This is a genomic window from Mesorhizobium sp. ORM8.1, from assembly GCF_053005525.2.
The window spans coordinates 7092652-7113397 of record NZ_CM132600.1 but is presented as its reverse complement, the minus strand read 5'-3'; the positions used below and the strand labels follow the sequence as shown (position 1 = coordinate 7113397).

Here is a 20746-nt window from a genome sequence, read left to right as displayed (position 1 = left end):
CTCTTGCCTCGACTGCTCCCATCTCACGCGGCTTGCCCGATCACGCCGGCATAGCCATTGGCCTCGAGGTCGAGCGCCAGCGACTTGTCGCCGGACTTGATGACCTGGCCCTTGTAGAGCACGTGCACGCTGTCGGGCACGATGTGCTCCAGGAGGCGCTGGTAGTGCGTGATGACGACGATGGAGCGCTCCGGCGAACGCAGCGCGTTGACGCCGTCCGAGACGATCTTCAGCGCGTCGATGTCGAGGCCGGAATCGGTCTCGTCGAGCACGCAGAGCTTCGGCTCAAGCAGCTTCATCTGCAGGATCTCGGCGCGCTTCTTCTCGCCACCGGAGAAGCCGACATTGAGCGGCCGCTTCAGCATCGCCATGTCCATCGAGAGCGAGGCTGCCGCCTCCTTCACCCGCTTGAGGAATTCCGGGATCTTCAGCGGCTCCTCGCCGCGCGCCTTGCGCTGCTCGTTCATCGCCACTTTCAGGAATTCCATGGTCGCGACGCCCGGTATCTCCATCGGGTATTGGAAGGCGAGGAAGATGCCCGCCGTGGCGCGCTCGGCCGGGTCCATCTCCAGGATCGACTGGCCGTTGTAGAGGATGTCGCCTTCGGTGACTTCATAATCCTCGCGGCCGGCGAGGATATAGGACAGCGTCGACTTGCCCGAGCCGTTGGGCCCCATGATGGCGGCGACCTCGCCGTCTTTCACGATCAGGTTCAAGCCGCGGATGATCTCGGTGCCATCATCGACGATGCGGGCGTGAAGGTTTCTGATTTCAAGCATCATTTTCTACTTTCGTGTTCTTGTCGTTCTCGACGCTCGGTCCCTGACGGGATCTCCCTAAAAGCGCGCCCGCAAGACGAAGCGCGTCATCCTCGGGCTTGTCCCGAGGATCTACCGACCTCTCAATCATGATTGCGTCACATTCTCGTTGGGCGGCAGATCCTCGGGACAAGCCCGAGGATGACGGCGCAATACCCGGCAATGACGGTGCAATGCCCGAGGATGACGACCGTAGCGCGCGAGTATCTGCTGACTTCTTAATTGTAATCACTCCACATTCTCGTATTCGGATGAGGCCGATAGACATTCTCAATCTCATCAATGCTCTCATACAAATCCAGCCAAGTCGGGTTTAGGCCTTCAATCAGATTCGTCTTCCATTCGCGGCGATAGCGCTTCAAAGACTTTTCGCGCTGAATCGCTAGAACGATATTTGGGTGCCGTTCGAACCAAACCAGATTCTTTGCACTATATTTCGAGGTAAAACCTCGGTGCACATCATTACGGTGTTCCCACACTCGCGCATGCAAATCGCTCGTTACACCAATGTAGATAACTCCACGCGGCTTATCGGACATCATGTAAACAAAGCCAGTCATTTTCCTGCTGATGACCGGTCCAAGGTGCCGGCATCTTTAAACTTGGCGCCGTCATCCTCGGGCTTGTCCCGAGGATCTACCCGCCTCTCAATACCGATCGCGCCGTATCTCTGTTGGACAGCAGATCCTCGGGACAAGCCCGAGGATGACGGCACGAGACTCACAGACGACAGCGCGAAACTCAGAGACGACGGCGCCAAATCCGAGGATGACGGTGCCAGGCTCAGAGATGACATCGCAAAGCCGGAGCTCATCACCCCACACTCCCCTCAAGCGAGATGCCAATCAGCTTCTGCGCTTCGACCGCGAACTCCATCGGCAGTTGCTGGATGACATCCTTGACAAAGCCGTTGACGATCAGCGCGATCGCCTCTTCCTCGGGGATGCCACGCTGCATGACGTAGAACTTCTGGTCCTCGGAAATCTTCGACGTCGTCGCTTCATGTTCGAACTGCGCCGTCGAGTTCTTGGCTTCCATGTAAGGCACGGTGTGCGCGCCGCACTGGTCGCCGATCAGAAGCGAGTCGCAGTTGGTGAAGTTGCGCGCGTTGGTCGCCTTGCGGTGCGCCGAGACCTGGCCGCGATAGGTGTTCTGCGAGAAGCCGGCGGCAATGCCCTTGGAGATGATACGGCTCGACGTGTTCTTGCCGAGATGGATCATCTTGGTGCCGCTGTCGACCTGTTGGTAGCCGTTCGACACGGCGATCGAATAGAACTCGCCGCTGGAATCGTCGCCGCGCAGGATGCAGCTCGGATATTTCCAGGTGATCGCCGAGCCGGTCTCGACCTGCGTCCACGAGATCTTCGAGCGGTCGCCACGGCAGTCGCCGCGCTTGGTGACGAAATTGTAGATGCCGCCCTTGCCCTCGGCGTCGCCGGGATACCAGTTCTGTACCGTCGAATATTTGATCTCGGCATCGTCGAGCGCCACCAGTTCGACGACAGCCGCATGCAGCTGGTTCTCGTCGCGCTGCGGGGCCGTGCATCCCTCGAGATAGGAGACGTAAGCCCCCTCCTCGGCGATGATCAGCGTGCGCTCGAACTGGCCGGTGTTCTTCTCGTTCATGCGGAAATAGGTCGACAGTTCCATCGGGCAGCGCACGCCCTTCGGCACGAAGACGAACGAACCGTCGGTGAACACGGCCGAATTCAGCGTCGCGTAGAAATTGTCCGAGGTCGGCACGACCGAGCCGAGATATTTCTTTACGAGTTCCGGATGCTCGCGGATGGCTTCCGAGATCGAGCAGAAGATGACGCCGGCCTGCGCCAGCTCCTTCTTGAAGGTGGTAACTACCGAAACGGAATCGAACACCGCGTCGACGGCGACGCGGCCCGACTTGTAGACATTGTCGCTGGCTTCCTCGAGCTCGGACACGTCGGTTTTCTGTACGCCGGCGAGGATTTCCTGCTCCTTGAGCGGAATGCCGAGCTTCTCATAGACCTTGAGCAATTCGGGATCGACATCGCTCAGCGACGTCGGGCCGGGCGTGCTCTTCGGTGCCGCGTAATAGTAGATGTCCTGGAAGTCGATCTTCGGATAATGGACGCGCGCCCAGGTCGGCTCTTCCAGCGTCAGCCAGCGCCGATAGGCTTCCAGACGCCATTCCAGCATCCAGGACGGCTCATCCTTCTTGGCCGAGATGAAGCGAATAATGTCTTCGCTCAGGCCCTTGGGGGCCTTGTCCATCGCGATCTCTGTCTGGAATCCGTATTTATACTGGTCGACGTCGATCTTTCGAACTCGATCGATCGTCTCCTGCACAGCAGGCATCAGCGTTCTCCATCCACGCCGGGTTCAAGGCCCGGCAGTTTTCAAACTATGGCATCGCTTTCAATCGGGCGACCGAAGGGCCCGAAGCGGCGTAAGTTCCATATAGTGCGTTCCAACCGGAAATTCACCCGGCCAGCGCGAAACGCACGGCTCTACCAGGCCAGATGGCCTGAATTCATCCTCGGGCAACAGGTTTGCGAGAACCATGAGGCAATTCTCGCTTCCTATGCCCTGCCGCCCTTCAGGCGGCTTGTTCCTTCCCGGCCCGGCGTCCGGCAATGCCGGCCAGCGCTGCCTTGAACGCCGCGATGTCCTCGACACCGGTCGCGCGGCCGATCGACACGCGCAACGCGCCGAGGCTGTCGCCATGGCCCATCGCCTTCAGCACATGGCTCGGCCCGACTTTTCCCGACGAGCAGGCCGATCCCGCCGACAAGGCTATGCCGGCAAGATCGAAAGCGATCTGCGCCGTCTCGGCCTTGACGCCGGGAATAGCGAAGAATGTCGTGTTGGCAAGCCTCGGAGCGCCATTTCCGAAGATTTCCGCGTCCAGCACCAATCCTGTCACGATGGCTTCGATCTCATCGCGACGTTGTGCGATCGCATCGACATCGCCAAGACCGGCCAGCGCAACGCGCGCGGCAGCGCCGAAGCCGGCAATGCCGGCGATGTTTTCCGTGCCGGCGCGGTGCCCCTTCTCCTGGCCGCCGCCATTGACCAGCGGCTTCGGCATCATCAGGTCGGACGCGGCGACAATCGCGCCAACCCCCTTCGGACCGCCGATCTTGTGCGAGGACAGGATCAGATAGTCCGCATAAGGAACTGACATATCGAGCGCAATCCGCCCCGCCGCCTGCACGGCGTCGACGACCAGCACCCCGCCCGCGGCCTTGACGATTGCGGCAATACGCTCGATCGGCTGGATGACGCCGGTCTCATTGTTGGCGGCGTGGATCGCAACCAGTGGCAGGCCGGCAGCCTTGTCATGCGCGGCAAGCGCTGTAGCCAGCGCGTCGAGATCGGCGATGCCGTTCCGATCCACACCGATACGTGACACTTGCCCTGCCGAGAACCGCCCACCGCTGAGGATGCAAGGATGATCGGCCTCGCAAACGTAAAGGTGGCTCATGCGGATGGCGCCGCGGCCCATCCGCCAGTCGGGCGTCAGCAGCGTCGAGGCGGCCTCGGTAGCGCCGGAGGTGAAGACGACATGCTCAGACTTGGCGTTGACCAGCCGCGCCACATCGCGGCGCGCATCTTCGACCAGCCGCCGCGCCGCGCGGCCTTCGGCATGCACCGAGGACGGATTGGCGGCGTCGAGCGCAGCGACCATCGCCGTCCGCGCCTCTGCAAGGAGCGGCGCGCTGGCGTTGTAATCGAGATAGGCGCGGTTAGCGGCCATTTTCGCTCAGTTCGTCCTTCCGCCAACTATCCCGCGAGAATAGCGCGTTATTTCCTTGAAATTGCAAGGCAAGCCGTCCTATTTACCCGGCTTGCGGCGCGGGCGTCCGGACCATTGGGTTCCGGCCACCCAGTTTTGAACAATTCTAAACTAGCTTCTAGGAAGACGCTTGCCCGGCGTCAAGGTCGCAGAGGCCAAGGAAGTTCCGGGCGAGCGCACTCGTATGCTACGTGGAGTATTTTATGCCTGAGGTCATTTTTGCCGGTCCGGCCGGTCGCCTGGAGGGTCGTTATCAGCCCTCGAAGGAAAAGAGCGCCCCGATCGCCATCGTGCTGCATCCGCACCCGCAATTTGGCGGCACGATGAACAACAAGATCGTCTATGACCTCTTCTACATGTTCCAGAAGCGCGATTTCACCACCCTGCGCTTCAATTTCCGCGGCATCGGCCGCAGCCAGGGCGAATTCGACCACGGCACCGGCGAATTGTCGGACGCGGCCGCAGCCCTGGACTGGGTGCAGTCGCTGCATCCGGATTCCAAGAGCTGCTGGGTCGCCGGCTATTCCTTCGGCTCGTGGATCGGCATGCAGCTTCTGATGCGCCGGCCTGAGATCGAAGGCTTCATCTCTGTGGCGCCGCAGCCCAACACTTACGACTTCTCCTTCCTGGCGCCCTGCCCGTCGTCCGGCCTCATCATCCATGGCGATGCCGACAAGGTGGCGCCGCCCAAGGACGTGCAAGGGCTGGTCGACAAGCTGCACACCCAGAAGGGCATCACCATCACCCAGAAGACGCTGCCCGGCGCCAACCATTTCTTCGCCAACGACTCCGAGCTGCTGATCCAGGAATGCTCCGACTATCTCGACCGGCGCCTGGCCGGCGAACTCGCCGATCCCCGGCCGAAGCGGCTGCGCTAAGCGCAAATCGCTGGAAGACTGCGCCGAGGTCTTCCAGCCGTGATTGTCTAAGCCGGCTGCTTGCAGCAGGTCAGCGAACCGCTCCGCTAGCGCAATTCCGGGAAAAGTGTCAGCGGTTTTCCGTCCGGAATTGCGTTAAAACAAGAAGATAGAGCGGTTCGCCGTTTCCGTGAAACGGTGAAACGCTCGACAGCCAATAAGCCTACGGCTTGTCGGCCCTAACCTCTTCGGCTGAGCGGGTCCGCCTGGCCATGGCTATCCTGACGTTGGGCGGATCGGACCGGCCAAGCCGGAACGTCTTTTTTGCGCACCGGTAGTTTCGCCTGGTTGTGCTCGAAAATGAAACCGAGCCGGGCAAAGACCAGGCCGGAGAGAATGGCGAAGGCCAGTCCCAGGCCAAAACCTGCGACCGTATCGCTCGGATAGTGCGCGCCGACGAAAACGCGTGTCGAGGCAATGCAGGCGGTGACAATCAGCGCGAGGGTCCAGCGCCGAGGGAACAGCAAGAGCAGGATGCCGAAGATCGCGCCCATCGTCGTGGCGTGGCCGGATGGGAAGCCGGCAAAGCGCGCATCCATGGCGAAAGGATGCAGCGACAAGACGCCGAACCTGTCGAAATAGAGCGGCCGCGCCCGGCCGACGCCGTATTTGACCAGATTGACCACAAGGCCCGAAAGGCCAACCGAACACAGCACAAAGAAGGCGAAACACGTCCAGTTGTAGACGAGCATCCGGCCATCCCGTGAAAGCCCGCGCCAATCCGTCAGATTGGCAACGACGAGGCAAAGCGCCGCCGGAATGAGATACCAGCCGCCAAGCCCGAATTGCGTGAAGAAGTCGGCGAAGCGCACGAAACCCGGCGACCATTCGCTCCGCATCTCACCCGCGCCTGTGTCGAGGCGCAGGAAGACGGCCACGGTCAACAGCGCCCAGGCAAGTACCCACACAGCCCACAGAATTCTCGGATAGCGCGCCGGGCGCACGGCAAAGCGTCGCTTCACGATCCTCATCGTGTCGCTAAAATTGCCGAGCGAGCGGCGATATAGGGATATTCGATGCCCGAGCCTGTTGTTCACGGCGCCACCCGATAAAGGCCGAGCGAGAGCTTGTCTCCTGACGAATAGTTGATGCCTTCGATCTCGGTCAGGCGCTGCGCCGACTTGCCCTGCGCGGCCAGCGCGCCGGTAAGCTTCTGCTCGTCCTTGATCGGCACCAGTCCAAGAGCGCAGGACGGATCAGCCAAAAGATGCCGTGCCACGCCGTCGACATCGGTGAGCACGGTCTTGGTGCCGACCAGGAACACAAGGCTCGGCTCCTGATACTTCGCCGAGGCAAGCACAGTGGTGTCGCAGAGACGGTTGGCGTCGACCGCGGCTTTGATAGCCGGGCTCAACCAGATCGGCTTCAGCGACGGCGCAATCACGCCGAACAGCAGGCTGAAGGTGATACCGGCGCCGACCGCGATCGCGGCGATGCGTCCGAGCGGCACCTGCAATTGGCGCGGGAACGCCAGATATCCGGTGGCCAAAGCGGCGATCGCCGCCGGAATGCTCCACCAGGAAAAGGTCTTCGTCAGATAGAGCGGCAAGCCGACGCAGACCACGGCAAGGCCGATCGCCACCACGCCGAGACCGAAGGCCGTCGCCCACCAAAGCCAACTCTGCCAGCGCTTCAGCGGCGCATTGGCCTGGTCGGCCGGCAAGGTCAGCAGCCAGCCGACCAGCAGCGCCATGCCCGGATAGGCCGGCATGACATAATGCGGCAGCTTGGTCGGGATCGCCTCGAACACCAGCCAGAATGGAATGTACCAGGCCAGGCAGAAGCGCAGGCGCGGATCGTCCCAAAACCGGTTGATCGCCTGCAGTCCGGCGCCGACCGCGATCAGCCCGAAAGGCCACATGAACAGCGAATAGGTCAGCATGTAGAAGCCGGGCGGCAGGCCGTGCGATTCCTCGCCCTGCGCCACCTTGTTCAGCATGTCCTTGCCGAGCGCTTCCTGGAAGAAGGCGCCGCCGCTCTTCCAGGTGATGAGGATGAGCCAGGGCAGCACGATCGCAAGCACGATGATGACGCCGCGCACCAGCTTCATCTTGAGCAACCAGCGCCAGTCGCGGTCGAAGGCAATCAATGCGGCCGCCGTGAGCAGCGACAACAGCGGCGCGACCGGCCCCTTGATGAGGATGCCGAGCCCTTGCGCGATCCAGAAGATCCACGGCAGATGGCCAGGTGCCGGTTCGTTGCGCCGCGCCGCCAGATAGACCTGCGCCAGCGCGCCTTGCGCCGCCACGCAACAGGCAAGAAGCATGGCGTCGGTCTTGGCGTCGCGACCTTCGAAGGCGGTGGCGAAGATCGCCGCCATCATCAGGCCGGCGGCAAGGCCGGCATTGGCGCCGAAGAGTTTTGTCCCGGTCCAGCCGATGCCGACGACCGCCAGCGCAATGCCAAGCATCGAGACCAGGCGATAAACCCAGATCGGCGCCCCGGCCCCCTCGCCGCTCAACGCGACGGCCGCCGATTGCAGCCAGTAGATGCCGATCGGCTTCTTGTAGCGCGTGACGTCCTGGAGGCGGATGTCGACATAATCGCCGGTCTCGACCATCTGCTTGGTCGCCTGGACGAAGCGGGATTCGTCGCGATCGACCGGCGGCAGGATGGCCAGTCCGCTGACGGTCATGACGATGCTGAACAGAAAGAGGAAGAGATAGTTCCTGTTCATCGCGGGAGCTTGTCCGATCTGTCTGCGGGATGGCCCCGTCGCGGCGTAAGGCGCGCTTGGTCTTTGCGCGGCGCCTCATTACGCCAGCAAAATGGGCGAGGCAAGGACGCGCGGGCGTCGAACCCAATCCGGCCGCAAACCGGAAAGCACTTTTGCTTCGGCCGCTTGGATGCTAAACGCCCGCGTTCATATCAAGCTTGGCTGCGTACCAAGCGATCTCCAGGAAGAAAAAATGTCTGCCTTCAAATCCGATTTCCTGCGCGTCATGAGCGAGCGCGGCTTCATCCACCAGATTTCCGATGAATCCGGCCTCGACCAGCTTTTCGCCAAGGAAACGGTGAGCGCCTATATCGGCTTCGATGCCACCGCCAAGAGTCTGCATGCCGGATCACTGATCCAGATCATGATGCTGCATTGGCTGCAGCAGACCGGCCACCGGCCGATCGCGCTGATGGGCGGCGGCACCTCGATGATCGGCGACCCGTCCTTCAAGGACGAGGCGCGCAAGCTTCTGACCCCGCAGGACATCGACGACAACCTCGTCGGCATCCGCCGCAACTTCGCGCCTTACCTGAAGTTCGGCAACGACGCCGGCGACGCGGTCATGGTCAACAATGCCGACTGGCTGATGGAGATCAACTACGTCAACTTCCTGCGCGATGTCGGCCGGCACTTCTCCGTCAACCGCATGCTTGCCTTCGATAGCGTCAAGCTCAGGCTCGACCGCGAGCAGTCGCTGTCCTTCCTCGAATTCAACTACATGATCCTGCAGGCCTATGACTTCGTCGAGCTCTACAAGCGCGCCGGCTGCCGGCTGCAGATGGGCGGCTCCGACCAGTGGGGCAACATCGTCAACGGCATCGACCTCGGCCACCGCATGGAAGGCGTGCAGCTGTTTGCGATGACCACGCCGCTGCTCACCACGTCGTCCGGCGCCAAGATGGGCAAGTCCGCCTCGGGCGCGGTCTGGCTCGATGGCGACATGCTGTCGCCTTATGAATTCTGGCAGTATTGGCGCAACACCGAGGACGCAGATGTCGGTCGCTTCCTCAAGCTTTATACGACGATGCCGCTCGACGAAGTGGCACGGCTCGCGGCGCTTGGCGGCGCGGAGATCAACGAGGCCAAGAAGATCCTGGCCACCGAGATCACCGCCATGCTGCACGGCCGCGCCGCCGCCGAAACCGCCAGCGAAACCGCGCGCAAGACCTTCGAGGAAGGCGCGCTCGCCGACACGCTGCCCAGCGTCGAGGTAGCCAAATCCGATCTCGAAGCCGGCATCGGCATCCTGTCGCTGCTTGTCGGCGCCGGACTGGCGGGCTCGAATGGCGAAGCGCGCCGGCACATCCAGGGCGGCGCCGTGCGCATCAACGACCAGCCGCTGACCGACGACCGGCGCGTTGTCACGCTTCAGGACCTCGGCCCGGAAAATGTCGTGAAGCTTTCGCTTGGCAAGAAGAAGCACGTGCTGGTGCGTCCGGCTTAACGGCCGCACTCGCTACCGGTACTCGAAGATCGAGCGGAATATTCCGGGCGCCACCACCGACAGCGGATTGATGTTGAGCGTCGGCTTGTTGGCGTTGCCCTTGAGCCGGTAGGTGACGCCGATCAGGCCGCGGTCGCGGCCGTTGCCGAGCAACGGGCCGAACAGCGGCAGTTCGCCGAAAATGCGGTTCAGTCCATAGACCGGCATGAAGGTGCCGGTCATGTCCATATTGTTGTTCTGGTCGTAAAGTATGCCCTGGAAGGTCGTGCCGATGCGCGGGCCGCGCAGCAGGCCGTTGCCCAGCTTCAGATAGCCGGAGCCCTTCTCGATCTCGGCGAAGCCGCGCTCGAACTGCACGCGCGATGTGTCGATATTGGCCTTGACCGCCTGGTTCAGGCTGCGCGTGTCGCCGGCCGGCGTCGTCGACACCATCGAGGCGAGCTTGGGTTCGTTGACGATATAGAAATTGCTGGTGTCGACCTGCCCTTTCATCGGCCCGTCCGCGGCGCCGGCGAGCGACATGGTGATCGCGCCGCCTTCCATGTGTTCGTAGACGTTGAGGAAACGCAGGATGGCGCCGGCATCGGCCGACTTCACCCGGAGCGAACGGCCGCCTTCGTTGGTGGTGTTGGTGATTGCGATCGCTGCGCCCGAACTCGCGGCGGCGCTGACATTGAGCCCGTTCACGCGCGAGCCGGCGGCGCTGTAGTCGAGCTTCAGGTTGGAGAGCACCTCGTCATGGAAACCGGTCAAGGATTGCACATCGGCACTGACTGAGATCGCGTCGCTGCCAGCGCCTTTGGTGGCGGTGTCGACATCCGAGGTGAACTGCTTGATCAGCGAGCGGGCGTCGAGCGCGGCGCCGCTGACATCGACCGCGTAGCTCTTGCCGGATCGCTTGACCGACACGGCGATGTCGTCGCCCCGGTTGAGCGCAACCTTGCTGAAGCGGGCCGATGACAGCGCGCCGTTGACCAGGGTCACGTCGCCCTCGACCGAGAAGCTCTTTCCATCGAGGTCGAAATCCGACAGCGTGGTCGTGCTGCCGGACTTGGCCATCGCAAATGTGACCTTGGCCGGAATGCCGGCGCCCTTACTCCATCCCGCCCACGGAATGTCGAGCCTGGCGTTTGTCAGGTCAGCCGAAACCTCCTGGGCGCCCTCGCCGCTCTTGTCGATCGCCACCTTGATGGTGCCGGAAAGCAGGTCCGACAGGCCTGGCATGCTGGCTTTGCGGGTCTTATCGTCGAGCACCAGGGTAACCTTGCGGCTGCGCGCCGGTCCGTCATCGGCGAGTGGCTCGACAAGATCGAGCTCGGCCGGGATGCCGTTGAGCTTGGCATCGGCCGAGATCACCGCCTGCTTTGGCCCGACGGTGATCGAGCCATCGGCCTCGGTCACCGTCTGGTCCTCGAACGGCTTGGCCAGCGACAGATCCTTGTAGTCGAGCGATACCAGCCAATCGAGCGTCGACGTGTCCATACCCCGCGTCAACGGAATGTCCGCCTTGACGTGGCCGGCGACGGTGCCGGACAAGTCCTCGGGCGAGAACCCGACATGGCGCATAGCATTGATCGGTTCGTAGGAAGCGAGTTCGGCGATCGCCGGCGCCTCGCCGGCGACGTCGATGTCGAGCGCGCCGACAACGATCGGACGGTTCGCGTTCTTGATCGTCAGCGTGCCGCCGCTTGCCGCCACGGTGCGGCCGCTCGGCATATAGACGCTGCCGGAAGACAGGCTGATGTCGACATCGTTGCCGTGGAAGGCGACAACGCCCACGGCGTCGCGGATCGGCGGGATGCGGCCTGCCGTGTCGAAGCGCGAGCCGTCGATCTGGAAGCGGCCGAACACCTCGTCGCCGGACAGCGGCACGCCATTGCCCAGCCGCCCGGGCGCGACCTGGAACTGCAGGCTGGCGTCGCTCACATTGCCGCCAAACAGATTGCCGAGCACCCAGAGCCGCGCATTGCGGGCCGAGAACCACGGCCACAATTGCTTGACATGCGAAACCGGCATGTCGTGGACGTTGAGGGACAGCGATATGCCCGGAGGACCGTTGTCGATGAAGGCAAGCGTGGCCGCGCCTAGCACCTCGCTCGAGCCGCCGGAGCGGACGCCGATCTGCTCGGCAATGAGCTTGCGGCTGCTGGGCTGGTAGACCCCGGCGATGCGGGCGACGAACGGAAGCGGAGGCTCAGGCGACTCCGAAGGCGCCAGCGTGGAATCGTCGCTGGTCAGGTCGTAACGGTAGGACGGCTCCTCCCCCGCAACTGCCGGCTTCGGCCCGATCGACCCGGCAAAATCGAAGCTGGAACGGCCGTTCTTGATGAGCAGCTTATCGACCGAAATCTTGTCGGAGCCTGCCACCAGCGTGGCATTGGCATCGACATCGGCGGGCAACAGGCCGCGCTCATCCAGGTCGAGCTCCGCACCGGCAAGCGACAATGAGGCTGTCAGCTGCGACGGCGTATCGCCGGCCGCTTCCGAGCCTGAAAGCTTCAAAGCGACCGAACCAAGCTTGCCGCCACCGGCGGCGGGAGCAGCATTGTTCGAGCTTGCCGCGGCGGAGGTTCCCCCTGCCGCGTTCGCATCCGCTATCTGAAGGCTGGCATCCAGCGAGGCGATGCGACGGCCCGTTGCATCGCGCGCCGCCGATCCCGTCAGGACCGCGTGCCTGCCGTCGACATCGGCGTCGTAGGAAAGCTGTATGCCGCCGGTTCCTATCTGGGTCACCTTGGCTTCGGTGACGGTCACGCGCTTTGCCAACCCATTGTCGGGCAAATCGAACTCGACATTGCCGAGTTCGACCTGGCGCATCGAATCTTCGCGCACCGCATCCAGCGCCTGGTTGACGCCTGCGAAGACCGCCACCAAAACTTTCTCCGGATCGATCAGGCCGTTCTCATTGCGCAACCTCGCCGTCCAGTCGCCGCCGCCCGACGGCAGCGCGGCGGCCATGATACGGGCATCGGAGAAGCGGGCGCTGGTCAGCCTGACCTGGCCGGACAGCAGCGGCAGCAAGCGCATGCCGAAGCGGACACGGCCCATGTCGGCCATCGGCTTGCCGTCGGCGCTTTTCAGGCTGACGTCGTTCACCTGGAGGGCAACGAGGCTGGACCCGTCCAGGGTCAGCCGCGCCGATCCGACGGCGACTTGGACATCGACGCCGGCGAGCTTCTCGATCGCCGCCTCTGCCTCGGCGCGTAGCCGTTCCGTGCCGATACCGGATGCACCAATGACATAAACGCCAGCCGCCGCCAGGAACACGAGCGCGCAAAGCCCGGCAAACACGTGGCCAAGGATGCGAAAGCGGCGGCGCACGGCCGCCCGCCCAAGCGGCGGCACGCTGCACGCGGACGGAAACCTGCCCAGGTCGGTGATCTCGTCACGCCTGAACCTGATCTTCTCGTGCTGCGGTTCTTCCTGATCCAAGCAATATTCCGTTGTGACGAACTCGTCGTGGACGGATCCCCGCTTCACGTTATATCGATGCTTTCTCGCGCGTAACCGCAAACAAGGGCATCGATATGGCTGATCTCGACGTGGGCGACGAAGCGCCGCAATTCGATCTTCCGCGTGACAGCGGCGGTTCGCTCAGCCTCGCCGCGTTCCGGGGCAAGCCGGTTGTACTCTACTTTTACCCGCAGGACGACACCACAAGCTGCACCAACGAGGCGATCGGCTTCTCGCAGTTGAAGCCGGAACTCGAAAAGGCCGGCGCCGTGGTGATCGGCCTCTCGCCCGACAGCGTGAAGAAGCACGACAAGTTCAAGAAGAAGTACGATCTCACCGTCGATCTGGTTGCCGATGAAGAGCGAAAAGTGATCGAGGCCTACCATCTGTGGGTCGAGAAAAGCATGTACGGCCGCAAATATATGGGCGTCGAGCGCGCCACCTTCCTGATCGGCAAGGATGGACGTATCGCCCGCATCTGGCGCCAGGTTCGCGTCAAGGGCCATGCCGAGCAAGTCCTGGAGGCGGTGCGCGCGCTCTAACCTCCTCGGCACAATCGCCTTCCGGTCACCCCTCGCCGCCTTCCGGTCACCCCTCGCCGTGCTCCCTGTCGCCGCAACCCGGCACCCGCATCGCGGGAATAGGTTGAGCCGGGATTACGAACCGCAAAACTTTGTTAACCCTAATAATGTGTAATCGGGCTTCTCGTTGGTGGTCGTAACGAAAGCTTGGTCCCGTGAACCCAACCGGTCAGTCAGCGGTCTTCGGCAGGCGCAAGGAACCCCATACGGTCATCATCGCCCGCGGCAATGAAATCAGGCATTTCACGATTCGCCCCTGGCTTGCGGCGCTGATCGGATCTGCCCTGGCCGCGGTCGCCATCGGTTACCTGCTCGCCACCTCCTATCTGGTGTTGCGCGACGATCTGATCGGCGCCACGACGGCCAGGCAGGCGCGCATGCAACAGGCTTATGAAGATCGCATCTCTGCGCTTCGCGCCCAGGTCGACCGCATCACCAGCCGCCAGCTTCTCGACCAGCAGCTCATGGAAACCAAAGTCAGCGAGCTGCTGGCCAGGCAGACCCAGCTCAGCCAGCGCCATGGCCGGCTGGGTCCGATCCTCGAGCGCGCCGAAAATGAAGTCGGCGGCGACGTGCCCGCGACAAACGATACGGCGCCGAAGCCCAACGCCGAGATCACTGGCAGCCTTTCGCAGGCACCGACCTATTCCGTCGCATCCTTGAGCGCCAGCGACACAAGGCCTTTCTCGCTGTGGGCGACACGGTCTGACCCGCTCGATGGCGAGACGGCCGCAGATCGCGCCGACAAATTGTTCGTGTCGATCAATGCGTCGCTCAAAACCATTGAAAATCAACAGCTTTCCCGCATCACCACGCTTGCTGACAGCGCTTACAAGAATGCCGACGCCATCACGCAGGCGCTGGAGGCGGCAGGCCTGCCGGTCGATGGCGAATTCGGCAAGAGCGATGTCGGCGGCCCGCTGGTTCCGCTCGACCCGTCACTGGTCTTCGACAGCAAGGTCAAGGAACTGGACGAAGCGCTCGATACGCTCGACGAGGTCAAGAAGGAAGCGCGCAAGCTGCCGCTCACCAATCCCGCCCCTGGCCATACCGTGACCAGCCCGTTCGGCGTGCGCATCGATCCGATCCTCGGCACCGGCGCCTTGCACACGGGTATGGATTTCCGGGCGCCGATCGGCATGCCGGCCAAGGTGACAGCGGCCGGCGTGGTGACAAGGGCCGACTGGGCCGGCGGCTACGGCCGGATGGTGGAGGTCGATCACGGCGGCGGCTTTGCCACCCGCTATGGCCATCTGAGCGAGATCGACGTCGTTGTCGGCCAGAAGCTCGCCGCCGGCGACGTCATCGGCAAGACCGGCAGCAGCGGTCGCTCGACCGGCCCGCATCTGCACTACGAGGTGCGCCACGATGGCGAGGCGGTCGACCCGCTGCGCTTCCTCAGCGTCGGCAAGAAAGTCGCGCAGTATCTCTAACGTTGCGCCGACAGGAACATCGTCGCCGCCGAAACCAAGGTGAGAACGCCGTTCTTCAACGCGGCCTCGTCGACGCGAAACCGGGCGTGGTGAAGCGGATAAACCGACCCCGCCTCTTCATTGCGGATACCGAGCCTGAAATAGACCGACGGGCGTTTCTCGCTGTAATAGGCAAAGTCGTCGGCAATGCTCCATCCCGGCATGTTGAGCGCATTGTCCGCGCCGATGCTGGCCTTGGCGCCTGCGATGATCAGCCCCGCCATCTCGGCATCGTTGACAACGCCAGGTTCGCCCCGGTGGATATCGACCTTTGCGCTCGCCCCATGGCTTGCCGCGATCCCCTCGACGACCGCGCGAACCCGGCGCCAGGCGCGCTCACGGGTGGCGTCTCTGCCGCTGCGGATAGTGCCCTTTAGCGTCACCTTGCCGGCCGTGACGTTATAGGCGTTGCCGCCATTGATGGCGGTCACCGAAATGACCAACGGGTCGTAGGGGTCGGTCTCACGCGAGACGATCTTCTGCAACTCGCCCACCACCGAGCAGGCTACGGTCAGCGCGTCGACGCCTTCATAAGGTTTCGCCGCATGCGCCGCCGAACCGGTGACGATCACATCGAACGTGTCGCAGGACAAAGTGTAGGGACCGGAGCCGACGCCGACCTTACCCGACGGCGTATACGGATCGACATGGACGCAGATCGCGGCGTCGACATCGTCGAGAAGCCCCTCCTCCACCACCCGTTTGCCGCCTGACGGCTCGTCCTCCTCGGCCGGCTGGAAGATGAGGCGGACGGTCCCGCCGAAACTGTCGCGCTGGCGATGCAGGTGCGCGGCCACGGCAAAGCCCATCGCGGCGTGGAATCGTGGCCGCAGGCATGCATCACACCCGGATTCTCCGACGCAAACTCGACGCCGGACTCCTCCTCGATCGGCAACGCGTCGATATCGGCGCGAATGGCGATCTTGCGGTTCGATGGCCGGCCGGTGCCGACTATGTCGACAGTCAGGCCGTAGCCGGCGACATCGCGAATGTCCGCAATACCCTCCGCCGCGAGCATCTCGCGCAAATAACGCTGCGTGCCCGTCTCGCGGTTCGAAAGCTCCGGGTGGCGGTGCAGGTGACGACGGACCTCGATCATCCGCTCGAGAATCCCGGCATCGATGTCGAGCGCTGGGGCTGGCCGGTCAGGATTTGACATGGATGTCTCGTGGGAGCTTCGTCAGCGTCTCATTGCCGGTCTCGGTCACCAGAATGGTCTCGCTGACCTCGATGCCCCAGCCGTCCATCCACATGCCCAGGATGGAATGCACGACGTTGCCGGGTTGCAGCACCGTCTTGTCGCCGGGCCTCAGGCTGGTCGTGTGCTCGCCCCAATCCGGCGGATAGGCGACGCCGATCGAGTAGCCGATGCGCGATTCCTTCTTCAGCCCATAGCGCTGGATGACCTTGCGCCAGGCGGCTTCGACCGCCTCGGCGGTCGTTCCCGGCCGTACGGTATCGAGCACCGCATCCATGCCTTCGATCACCGCCTTTGCCGTGTCCGCGACAATTGTCGGCGTCTTGCCGAGCTGCATCGTCCTGGCAAGCCCCGCGGCATAGCGGCGGCAGACGCCGGCGAGTTCAAGCGCGATCGTCTCGTCCTTTCCGAACCGCCTGTCGCTCCACATGATGTGCGGCGCCGATGCGTTTTCGCCACCGAGAATGGTCGGCGGCAGTGCCGTGATGTCGCCGGCGAAATCCGGACTGCCGGCGATCTGCGCCGCCTGGATCGAGGCAATCGCATCGCATTCGCGCACGCCCGGCGCGATCACTTCGAAGGCGCGCGTGACCGCCGCCTCGGCCAATGTCGAGGCCTTGCGCAGATAGGCGATTTCGGGCGCCGACTTGACCGCGCGGATCCAGTTCACCAAGAGATCGGCATCGTGCCATTTGGCATTGGGCAGTCCCGCAACGAGCCGCGCATGCGCCTTCGGCGAGAAATAATAGGCTTCGAGTTCGATGCCGATAGGGCGGTTGCCCCAGCCCTTGGCGACGATCCAGGCCGCGATCCAGTCCATCGGATGGCGGTCGGCGCGCTGGACGTGGTCTTCGGGAAAGCCAATCACGTTCTCCGGCTTCATCCACGCCGTCAGCAACCCGCCGGCCGCATCCATGGCGCGGCCGATCCAGACCGGCTCGACCTCCTCGATCGGGACCAGCACCACCTGCGGCGTGTAGAACGACCAGCCGTCATAGCCGGTGATGTAATGCTGGTTGGCGACGTCGTTGACGATCAGGAGTTCGATGCCGCGCTTCGCCATCTCGGCGCGGATTTTCGCGAGGCGCTGCTGGTACTCTTCGCGGGCAAACGGCAATTCGATCATCTTTGCTCCATGCTTTGTTGGATCAACGGTTGCGGGGCTTGCTCATCATTGAAAGCGGCTTCGGCGGGCGGCAATCGGCCAAGGGCGACAGGTTCTAGGCCATGGCCTTCTTCGGGCATGAGGTTCCATTGTCATTTTTATTTTTGAATTCCATTTGACTGAATAAATCTTTGATGCGAACCTTGCATCAGCCGGGAGCGCAAGGCATGGCATTGCGGGGGACCAATCAGGAATTCGGGCGGCCGTACAACCGGCGCATCGTGCTTGAGTCTATCCGCCTTCATGGACCGATCGCCCGCGGCGAGATCGCCAGCCGCGTCGGGCTTACCGTCCAGACGGTATCGACCATCGTTCGCGAATTGGAGGAGCAGGGCTACATCCTCTCCGCTCGCGAGGAGCCGAAGGGACGCGGCCTGCCTGCGGCGACGCTGCGGATCAATCCTGAGGGCGGCTATGCCGTCGGCATCCACATCACCCCGCTCGGCATCAATGCCGCCTTGATCAATTTGAGCGGCGACGTGATCGAGAGCACCTATCGCGAAGCGCCGAACGCAACGCCTGACCACGCCTTCGAGCTGATCGGCGCGATGGTGATTGAATTGACCAGGTTGCGGGCCGGAGGACGGGTTCTCGGGGTCGGCCTGGCCCTGCCCGGACCGTTCGGCGTCGAATCCATGAGTTTTGTCGGTCCGACCACCATGACCGGCTGGAAGGATGTTGCGCTGCGCGAGCGGCTGGCGGCCTCGACCGGACTGCCGGCCTTCTTCGAAACCGACATGGCGGCTGCGGCAATGGGCGAGCGGCTTTACGGCCTCGGCTCTCAATTCTCTGAATATTATTACCTCTATTTCGGCGTCGGCCTTGGCGGCGTCATGGTCCATGACGGCGGCGTGCTGCGCGGCGCGTGGGGAAATGCCGGCGAGGTCGGACACATCCCTGTTGTTCCCGGCGGCGAGGCTTGCCCTGCGGCAACCGCGGCTGTCTCGAAAGGTACCTCTCGCTCGAGGCGCTCCGGCGCTGGAACGGCACAGAGGCCGATTGGGTCGCGGAAGTCGCGCCGATCTTTCGCAATGCCATTGCCGTCATCGAAAACCTGTTCGACCCCGAAACGGTTATCCTCGGCGGGCTGGCGTCCATCGACCTGCTCGAACGGCTAGCCGGTTCGACTGACGGCCTGCACAACTCCGTCTCGGCGCGCAAGGACCGCACCACGCCCCGGATTTTGGTCGCTCGCGGCGGGCAACATTCGGTACTGCGGGGCGCCGCCGCCCTTGCGGTTTCCGGAGTGCTGTCGCCGCGCTTCGGCCAGATGTTTACCGCCGAGCGCGAACGAGGGCGCGATCTTCTGACGGCAAGGAGATTGCCGCATGAGCGAACCCTTGCTGGTGCTCGACAACGTCACCAAGAACTATGGCGCCATCGAAGCGCTGAAGGGAATCAGCTTTTCCATCGGCAAGGGCGAGGTCGTGGCGCTGCTCGGAGACAATGGCGCCGGTAAATCGACGCTGGTCAAGATCATTGCCGGCGGGCTGGAGCCGACCTCGGGCCGCATGCTGTTCGAAGGCAAGGAGTTTCTTGCTCGGTCGCCGGCCGAGGCCAAGGCGGCGGGCATCGAAACCGTCTACCAGGACCTATCGCTGTGCACCAATGTCGACGTCGTGGCCAATTTCTTCATGGGCCGCGAGATCACCAGGAAGGTTCTCGGCATTCCCGTGCTGGATGAGCGCGCCATGGAGGCCGTGGTCGGGAAGGCTCTGGCCAGCGCCGGCACCCGCATTCCGTCCCTGCGCACCAATGTCGAGCATCTTTCGGGCGGCCAGAGGCAGGCGATCGAACTCAACCGATTCGTGCATTGGGGCGGCAAGCTCGTGCTGCTCGACGAGCCGTTCGCCGCCCTTGGCGTCGAACAGACGCGGCGCGGCCTCGACATGATCCGCCAGGTGGCGAGCCAGGGCATCGGCGTCGTCATCATCACCCACATCATGCAGCAGGCTTTTCAGGTGGCCGATCGGATCGTGGTGATCCGCCAAGGTGTCGTGGCGGGCGATGTGGCGCGCAACAAAACAAGTCCCGATGCGGTGATCAACATGATCACCGGAGAGACGCTTGCCGGTGCCGGACCGGTAGGCTGAGGGATAAAGAGGGGTCCGGCTTAACAGGGAGCCAACAACATGAAGCGAATACTTCTTGCTGTCTTCGGTATCCTGGCACTGGCCTTTGCCACGCTCACGCCGGCATTCGCCCAGTCCAAGGGAACCGTCTACTATATGGTGCCGACACTGCTCGACGAGTTCCAGACCGGCTCGGTGACCGCGCTGGAACTTTTCCTGAAACAGGTCGGCTACGACATAAAGACGCTGAACGCCGACAACAAGACCGACGCGCAGCAATCACAAATGAATGACGTCATCGCGCTGAAGCCGGCGGCGATCATCCTGGCCGCGGTCGATTTCAACGCGCTGAAACCATCGATCGAAGCCGCGCGCGCCGCCAGCATCCCGGTGGTCGAGTTTGACCGCCAGATCACCTCGACGCCTTCCGACTTCACCTCGGTGGCGGGTACCGTGGAGATCGGTCATATCGCCGCCGATCAGGCCGAGAAGCTGCTGAAGGCGAAGAACGGATCGGTGAAGGGCAAGGTTCTGCAGGTGCTGGGCGACCCCGGCGATCCCTACACGCTCGATATCCAGAAGGGGTTTGAGGAGAAGATGAAGGCGTTTCCCGACGTCAAGATCATCTCGCTTCCGGCCATGCAGTGGGAAGCCAGCAACGCCGGCACCATTGTCGCCGACCAGATGTTGGCCAATCCCGACATCGACTTGATCTTCAGCCATGCCGCGCATCTCTCGGTCGCCGCCGTCGCCTCGCTCGAGGCTGCCGGCAAGAAGCCGGGCGATGTCATGCTGATGAGCTCGAACGGCGCTCCGGTTGGCCTCGACCTGATCCGCAAGGGTTGGCTCAACGTCGAAGTCGAACAGCCGCTCTACGCACAGGCCGCGGCCGTCGCCATGTTCATGGACAAAGTCGTCAAGAAGCAGGAAATCAAGCCTGGCGACTATGACGTGCTTGGCCTGAAATCGGTCGTCACCAAGGAAGCCTGGGGCCCGAACATCAAGATCCCGGGCGCCGCCATCACAAAGGAAAACGTCGACAATCCGGCCTTCTGGGGCAATCAGAAGCCGCCGACGGACACTGTCAAGTCAGTCGAATAGCACGTCGCAAAAAACGCTCCGGGCCATCTCGGTC

Annotated in this window: 15 protein-coding genes and 2 pseudogenes; 7 read left to right on the top strand and 10 right to left on the bottom strand. The window is 62.9% G+C overall.

Features of this window, described 5'->3' with window-relative positions:
* Positions 1 to 23 precede the first annotated feature (23 nt).
* The 4 genes from sufC to ACVDG8_RS35415 form a co-directional block, all read right to left on the bottom strand.
* The gene (gene sufC, locus ACVDG8_RS35430) at positions 24 to 779 is read right to left on the bottom strand and encodes a Fe-S cluster assembly ATPase SufC (protein WP_447257177.1); all 756 of its coding nucleotides are present in this window, start codon (positions 777 to 779) and stop codon (positions 24 to 26) included.
* A 257-nt stretch (positions 780 to 1036) separates the two neighbouring features.
* Positions 1037 to 1378 (bottom strand): GIY-YIG nuclease family protein, encoded by a 342-nt coding sequence (locus ACVDG8_RS35425; protein WP_447252626.1) that lies wholly within the window; start codon positions 1376 to 1378, stop codon positions 1037 to 1039.
* Positions 1379 to 1631: 253 nt separating this feature from the next.
* Entirely contained in the window at positions 1632 to 3149 is a 1518-nt protein-coding gene (gene sufB / locus ACVDG8_RS35420) for a Fe-S cluster assembly protein SufB (protein ID WP_447252625.1), read from the bottom strand.
* A gap of 241 nt (positions 3150 to 3390) precedes the next feature.
* Positions 3391 to 4551, bottom strand: a complete 1161-nt coding sequence (locus ACVDG8_RS35415; protein ID WP_447252624.1) for a cysteine desulfurase family protein — start codon at positions 4549 to 4551, stop codon at positions 3391 to 3393.
* 242 nt (positions 4552 to 4793) lie between these two features.
* Here ACVDG8_RS35415 and ACVDG8_RS35410 point away from each other — a divergent pair, with 242 nt between their 5' ends.
* Positions 4794 to 5468: an alpha/beta hydrolase gene (locus tag ACVDG8_RS35410; RefSeq protein WP_371010837.1), complete on the top strand. Its 675-nt coding sequence runs from the start codon at positions 4794 to 4796 to the stop codon at positions 5466 to 5468.
* Between the two features lie 218 nt (positions 5469 to 5686).
* Here the strand turns inward: ACVDG8_RS35410 and ACVDG8_RS35405 are convergent, their stop codons facing one another.
* The gene (locus ACVDG8_RS35405) at positions 5687 to 6478 is read right to left on the bottom strand and encodes a phosphatase PAP2 family protein (RefSeq protein ID WP_455707444.1); all 792 of its coding nucleotides are present in this window, start codon (positions 6476 to 6478) and stop codon (positions 5687 to 5689) included.
* Between the two features lie 62 nt (positions 6479 to 6540).
* Positions 6541 to 8184: an ArnT family glycosyltransferase gene (locus ACVDG8_RS35400; RefSeq protein ID WP_447252622.1), complete on the bottom strand. Its 1644-nt coding sequence runs from the start codon at positions 8182 to 8184 to the stop codon at positions 6541 to 6543.
* Between the two features lie 232 nt (positions 8185 to 8416).
* Here ACVDG8_RS35400 and tyrS point away from each other — a divergent pair, with 232 nt between their 5' ends.
* Complete coding sequence (gene tyrS, locus ACVDG8_RS35395) at positions 8417 to 9670, top strand: tyrosine--tRNA ligase (protein WP_447252621.1); 1254 nt, start codon at positions 8417 to 8419, stop codon at positions 9668 to 9670.
* 12 nt (positions 9671 to 9682) lie between these two features.
* On the opposite strand, the gene ACVDG8_RS35390 is transcribed toward tyrS, so the two are convergent.
* Positions 9683 to 13102 carry a hypothetical protein gene (locus tag ACVDG8_RS35390; RefSeq protein WP_447252620.1) on the bottom strand — a complete coding sequence of 1140 codons (3420 nt, stop codon included), beginning with the start codon at positions 13100 to 13102 and terminating at the stop codon, positions 9683 to 9685.
* A 95-nt stretch (positions 13103 to 13197) separates the two neighbouring features.
* Here ACVDG8_RS35390 and ACVDG8_RS35385 point away from each other — a divergent pair, with 95 nt between their 5' ends.
* Both ACVDG8_RS35385 and ACVDG8_RS35380 read left to right on the top strand, forming a co-directional pair.
* Positions 13198 to 13665 carry a peroxiredoxin gene (locus tag ACVDG8_RS35385; RefSeq protein ID WP_447252619.1) on the top strand — a complete coding sequence of 156 codons (468 nt, stop codon included), beginning with the start codon at positions 13198 to 13200 and terminating at the stop codon, positions 13663 to 13665.
* Between the two features lie 194 nt (positions 13666 to 13859).
* Positions 13860 to 15137: a M23 family metallopeptidase gene (locus ACVDG8_RS35380; protein ID WP_447252618.1), complete on the top strand. Its 1278-nt coding sequence runs from the start codon at positions 13860 to 13862 to the stop codon at positions 15135 to 15137.
* Here the strand turns inward: ACVDG8_RS35380 and ACVDG8_RS35375 are convergent.
* The 3 genes and pseudogenes from ACVDG8_RS35375 to ACVDG8_RS35365 form a co-directional block, all read right to left on the bottom strand.
* On the bottom strand, positions 15134 to 15985 hold the full coding sequence (locus ACVDG8_RS35375; RefSeq protein WP_455707443.1) for a M20 metallopeptidase family protein: 852 nt from the start codon (positions 15983 to 15985) through the stop codon (positions 15134 to 15136). The genes ACVDG8_RS35380 and ACVDG8_RS35375 overlap by 4 nt on opposite strands.
* 56 nt (positions 15986 to 16041) lie before the next feature.
* Positions 16042 to 16194, bottom strand: a pseudogene (locus tag ACVDG8_RS35370) (M20 metallopeptidase family protein); the annotation flags it as partial.
* Between the two features lie 127 nt (positions 16195 to 16321).
* Positions 16322 to 17500 carry a M24 family metallopeptidase gene (locus tag ACVDG8_RS35365; RefSeq protein ID WP_447252616.1) on the bottom strand — a complete coding sequence of 393 codons (1179 nt, stop codon included), beginning with the start codon at positions 17498 to 17500 and terminating at the stop codon, positions 16322 to 16324.
* Positions 17501 to 17706: 206 nt separating this feature from the next.
* Between ACVDG8_RS35365 and ACVDG8_RS35360 the strand changes: the two are divergent.
* The 3 genes and pseudogenes from ACVDG8_RS35360 to ACVDG8_RS35350 all read left to right on the top strand — a co-directional run.
* Positions 17707 to 18863, top strand: a pseudogene (locus ACVDG8_RS35360) (ROK family transcriptional regulator); the annotation flags it as partial.
* 4 nt (positions 18864 to 18867) lie between these two features.
* The gene (locus tag ACVDG8_RS35355; protein ID WP_447252614.1) at positions 18868 to 19632 is read left to right on the top strand and encodes an ATP-binding cassette domain-containing protein; all 765 of its coding nucleotides are present in this window, start codon (positions 18868 to 18870) and stop codon (positions 19630 to 19632) included.
* Between the two features lie 39 nt (positions 19633 to 19671).
* Positions 19672 to 20712, top strand: coding sequence for a sugar ABC transporter substrate-binding protein (locus ACVDG8_RS35350; RefSeq protein ID WP_447252613.1), 1041 nt, complete (start codon positions 19672 to 19674; stop codon positions 20710 to 20712).
* The last annotated feature ends 34 nt before the right edge of the window (positions 20713 to 20746 follow it).

Excerpts from the sequence above, each read along its gene's own strand:
- ACVDG8_RS35375 (WP_455707443.1), bottom strand. The coding sequence starts at position 15,985 with ATGGGCTTTGCCGTGGCCGCGCACCTGCATCGCCAGCGCGACAGTTTC.
- tyrS (WP_447252621.1), top strand. The coding sequence starts at position 8,417 with ATGTCTGCCTTCAAATCCGATTTCCTGCGCGTCATGAGCGAGCGCGGC.
- ACVDG8_RS35415 (WP_447252624.1), bottom strand. The coding sequence starts at position 4,551 with ATGGCCGCTAACCGCGCCTATCTCGATTACAACGCCAGCGCGCCGCTC.
- ACVDG8_RS35385 (WP_447252619.1), top strand. The coding sequence starts at position 13,198 with ATGGCTGATCTCGACGTGGGCGACGAAGCGCCGCAATTCGATCTTCCG.
- ACVDG8_RS35355 (WP_447252614.1), top strand. The coding sequence starts at position 18,868 with ATGAGCGAACCCTTGCTGGTGCTCGACAACGTCACCAAGAACTATGGC.
- sufB (WP_447252625.1), bottom strand. The coding sequence starts at position 3,149 with ATGCCTGCTGTGCAGGAGACGATCGATCGAGTTCGAAAGATCGACGTC.
- ACVDG8_RS35425 (WP_447252626.1), bottom strand. The coding sequence starts at position 1,378 with ATGACTGGCTTTGTTTACATGATGTCCGATAAGCCGCGTGGAGTTATC.
- ACVDG8_RS35400 (WP_447252622.1), bottom strand. The coding sequence starts at position 8,184 with ATGAACAGGAACTATCTCTTCCTCTTTCTGTTCAGCATCGTCATGACC.
- ACVDG8_RS35405 (WP_455707444.1), bottom strand. The coding sequence starts at position 6,478 with ATGAGGATCGTGAAGCGACGCTTTGCCGTGCGCCCGGCGCGCTATCCG.
- ACVDG8_RS35365 (WP_447252616.1), bottom strand. The coding sequence starts at position 17,500 with ATGATCGAATTGCCGTTTGCCCGCGAAGAGTACCAGCAGCGCCTCGCG.
- ACVDG8_RS35350 (WP_447252613.1), top strand. The coding sequence starts at position 19,672 with ATGAAGCGAATACTTCTTGCTGTCTTCGGTATCCTGGCACTGGCCTTT.
- sufC (WP_447257177.1), bottom strand. The coding sequence starts at position 779 with ATGCTTGAAATCAGAAACCTTCACGCCCGCATCGTCGATGATGGCACC.
- ACVDG8_RS35410 (WP_371010837.1), top strand. The coding sequence starts at position 4,794 with ATGCCTGAGGTCATTTTTGCCGGTCCGGCCGGTCGCCTGGAGGGTCGT.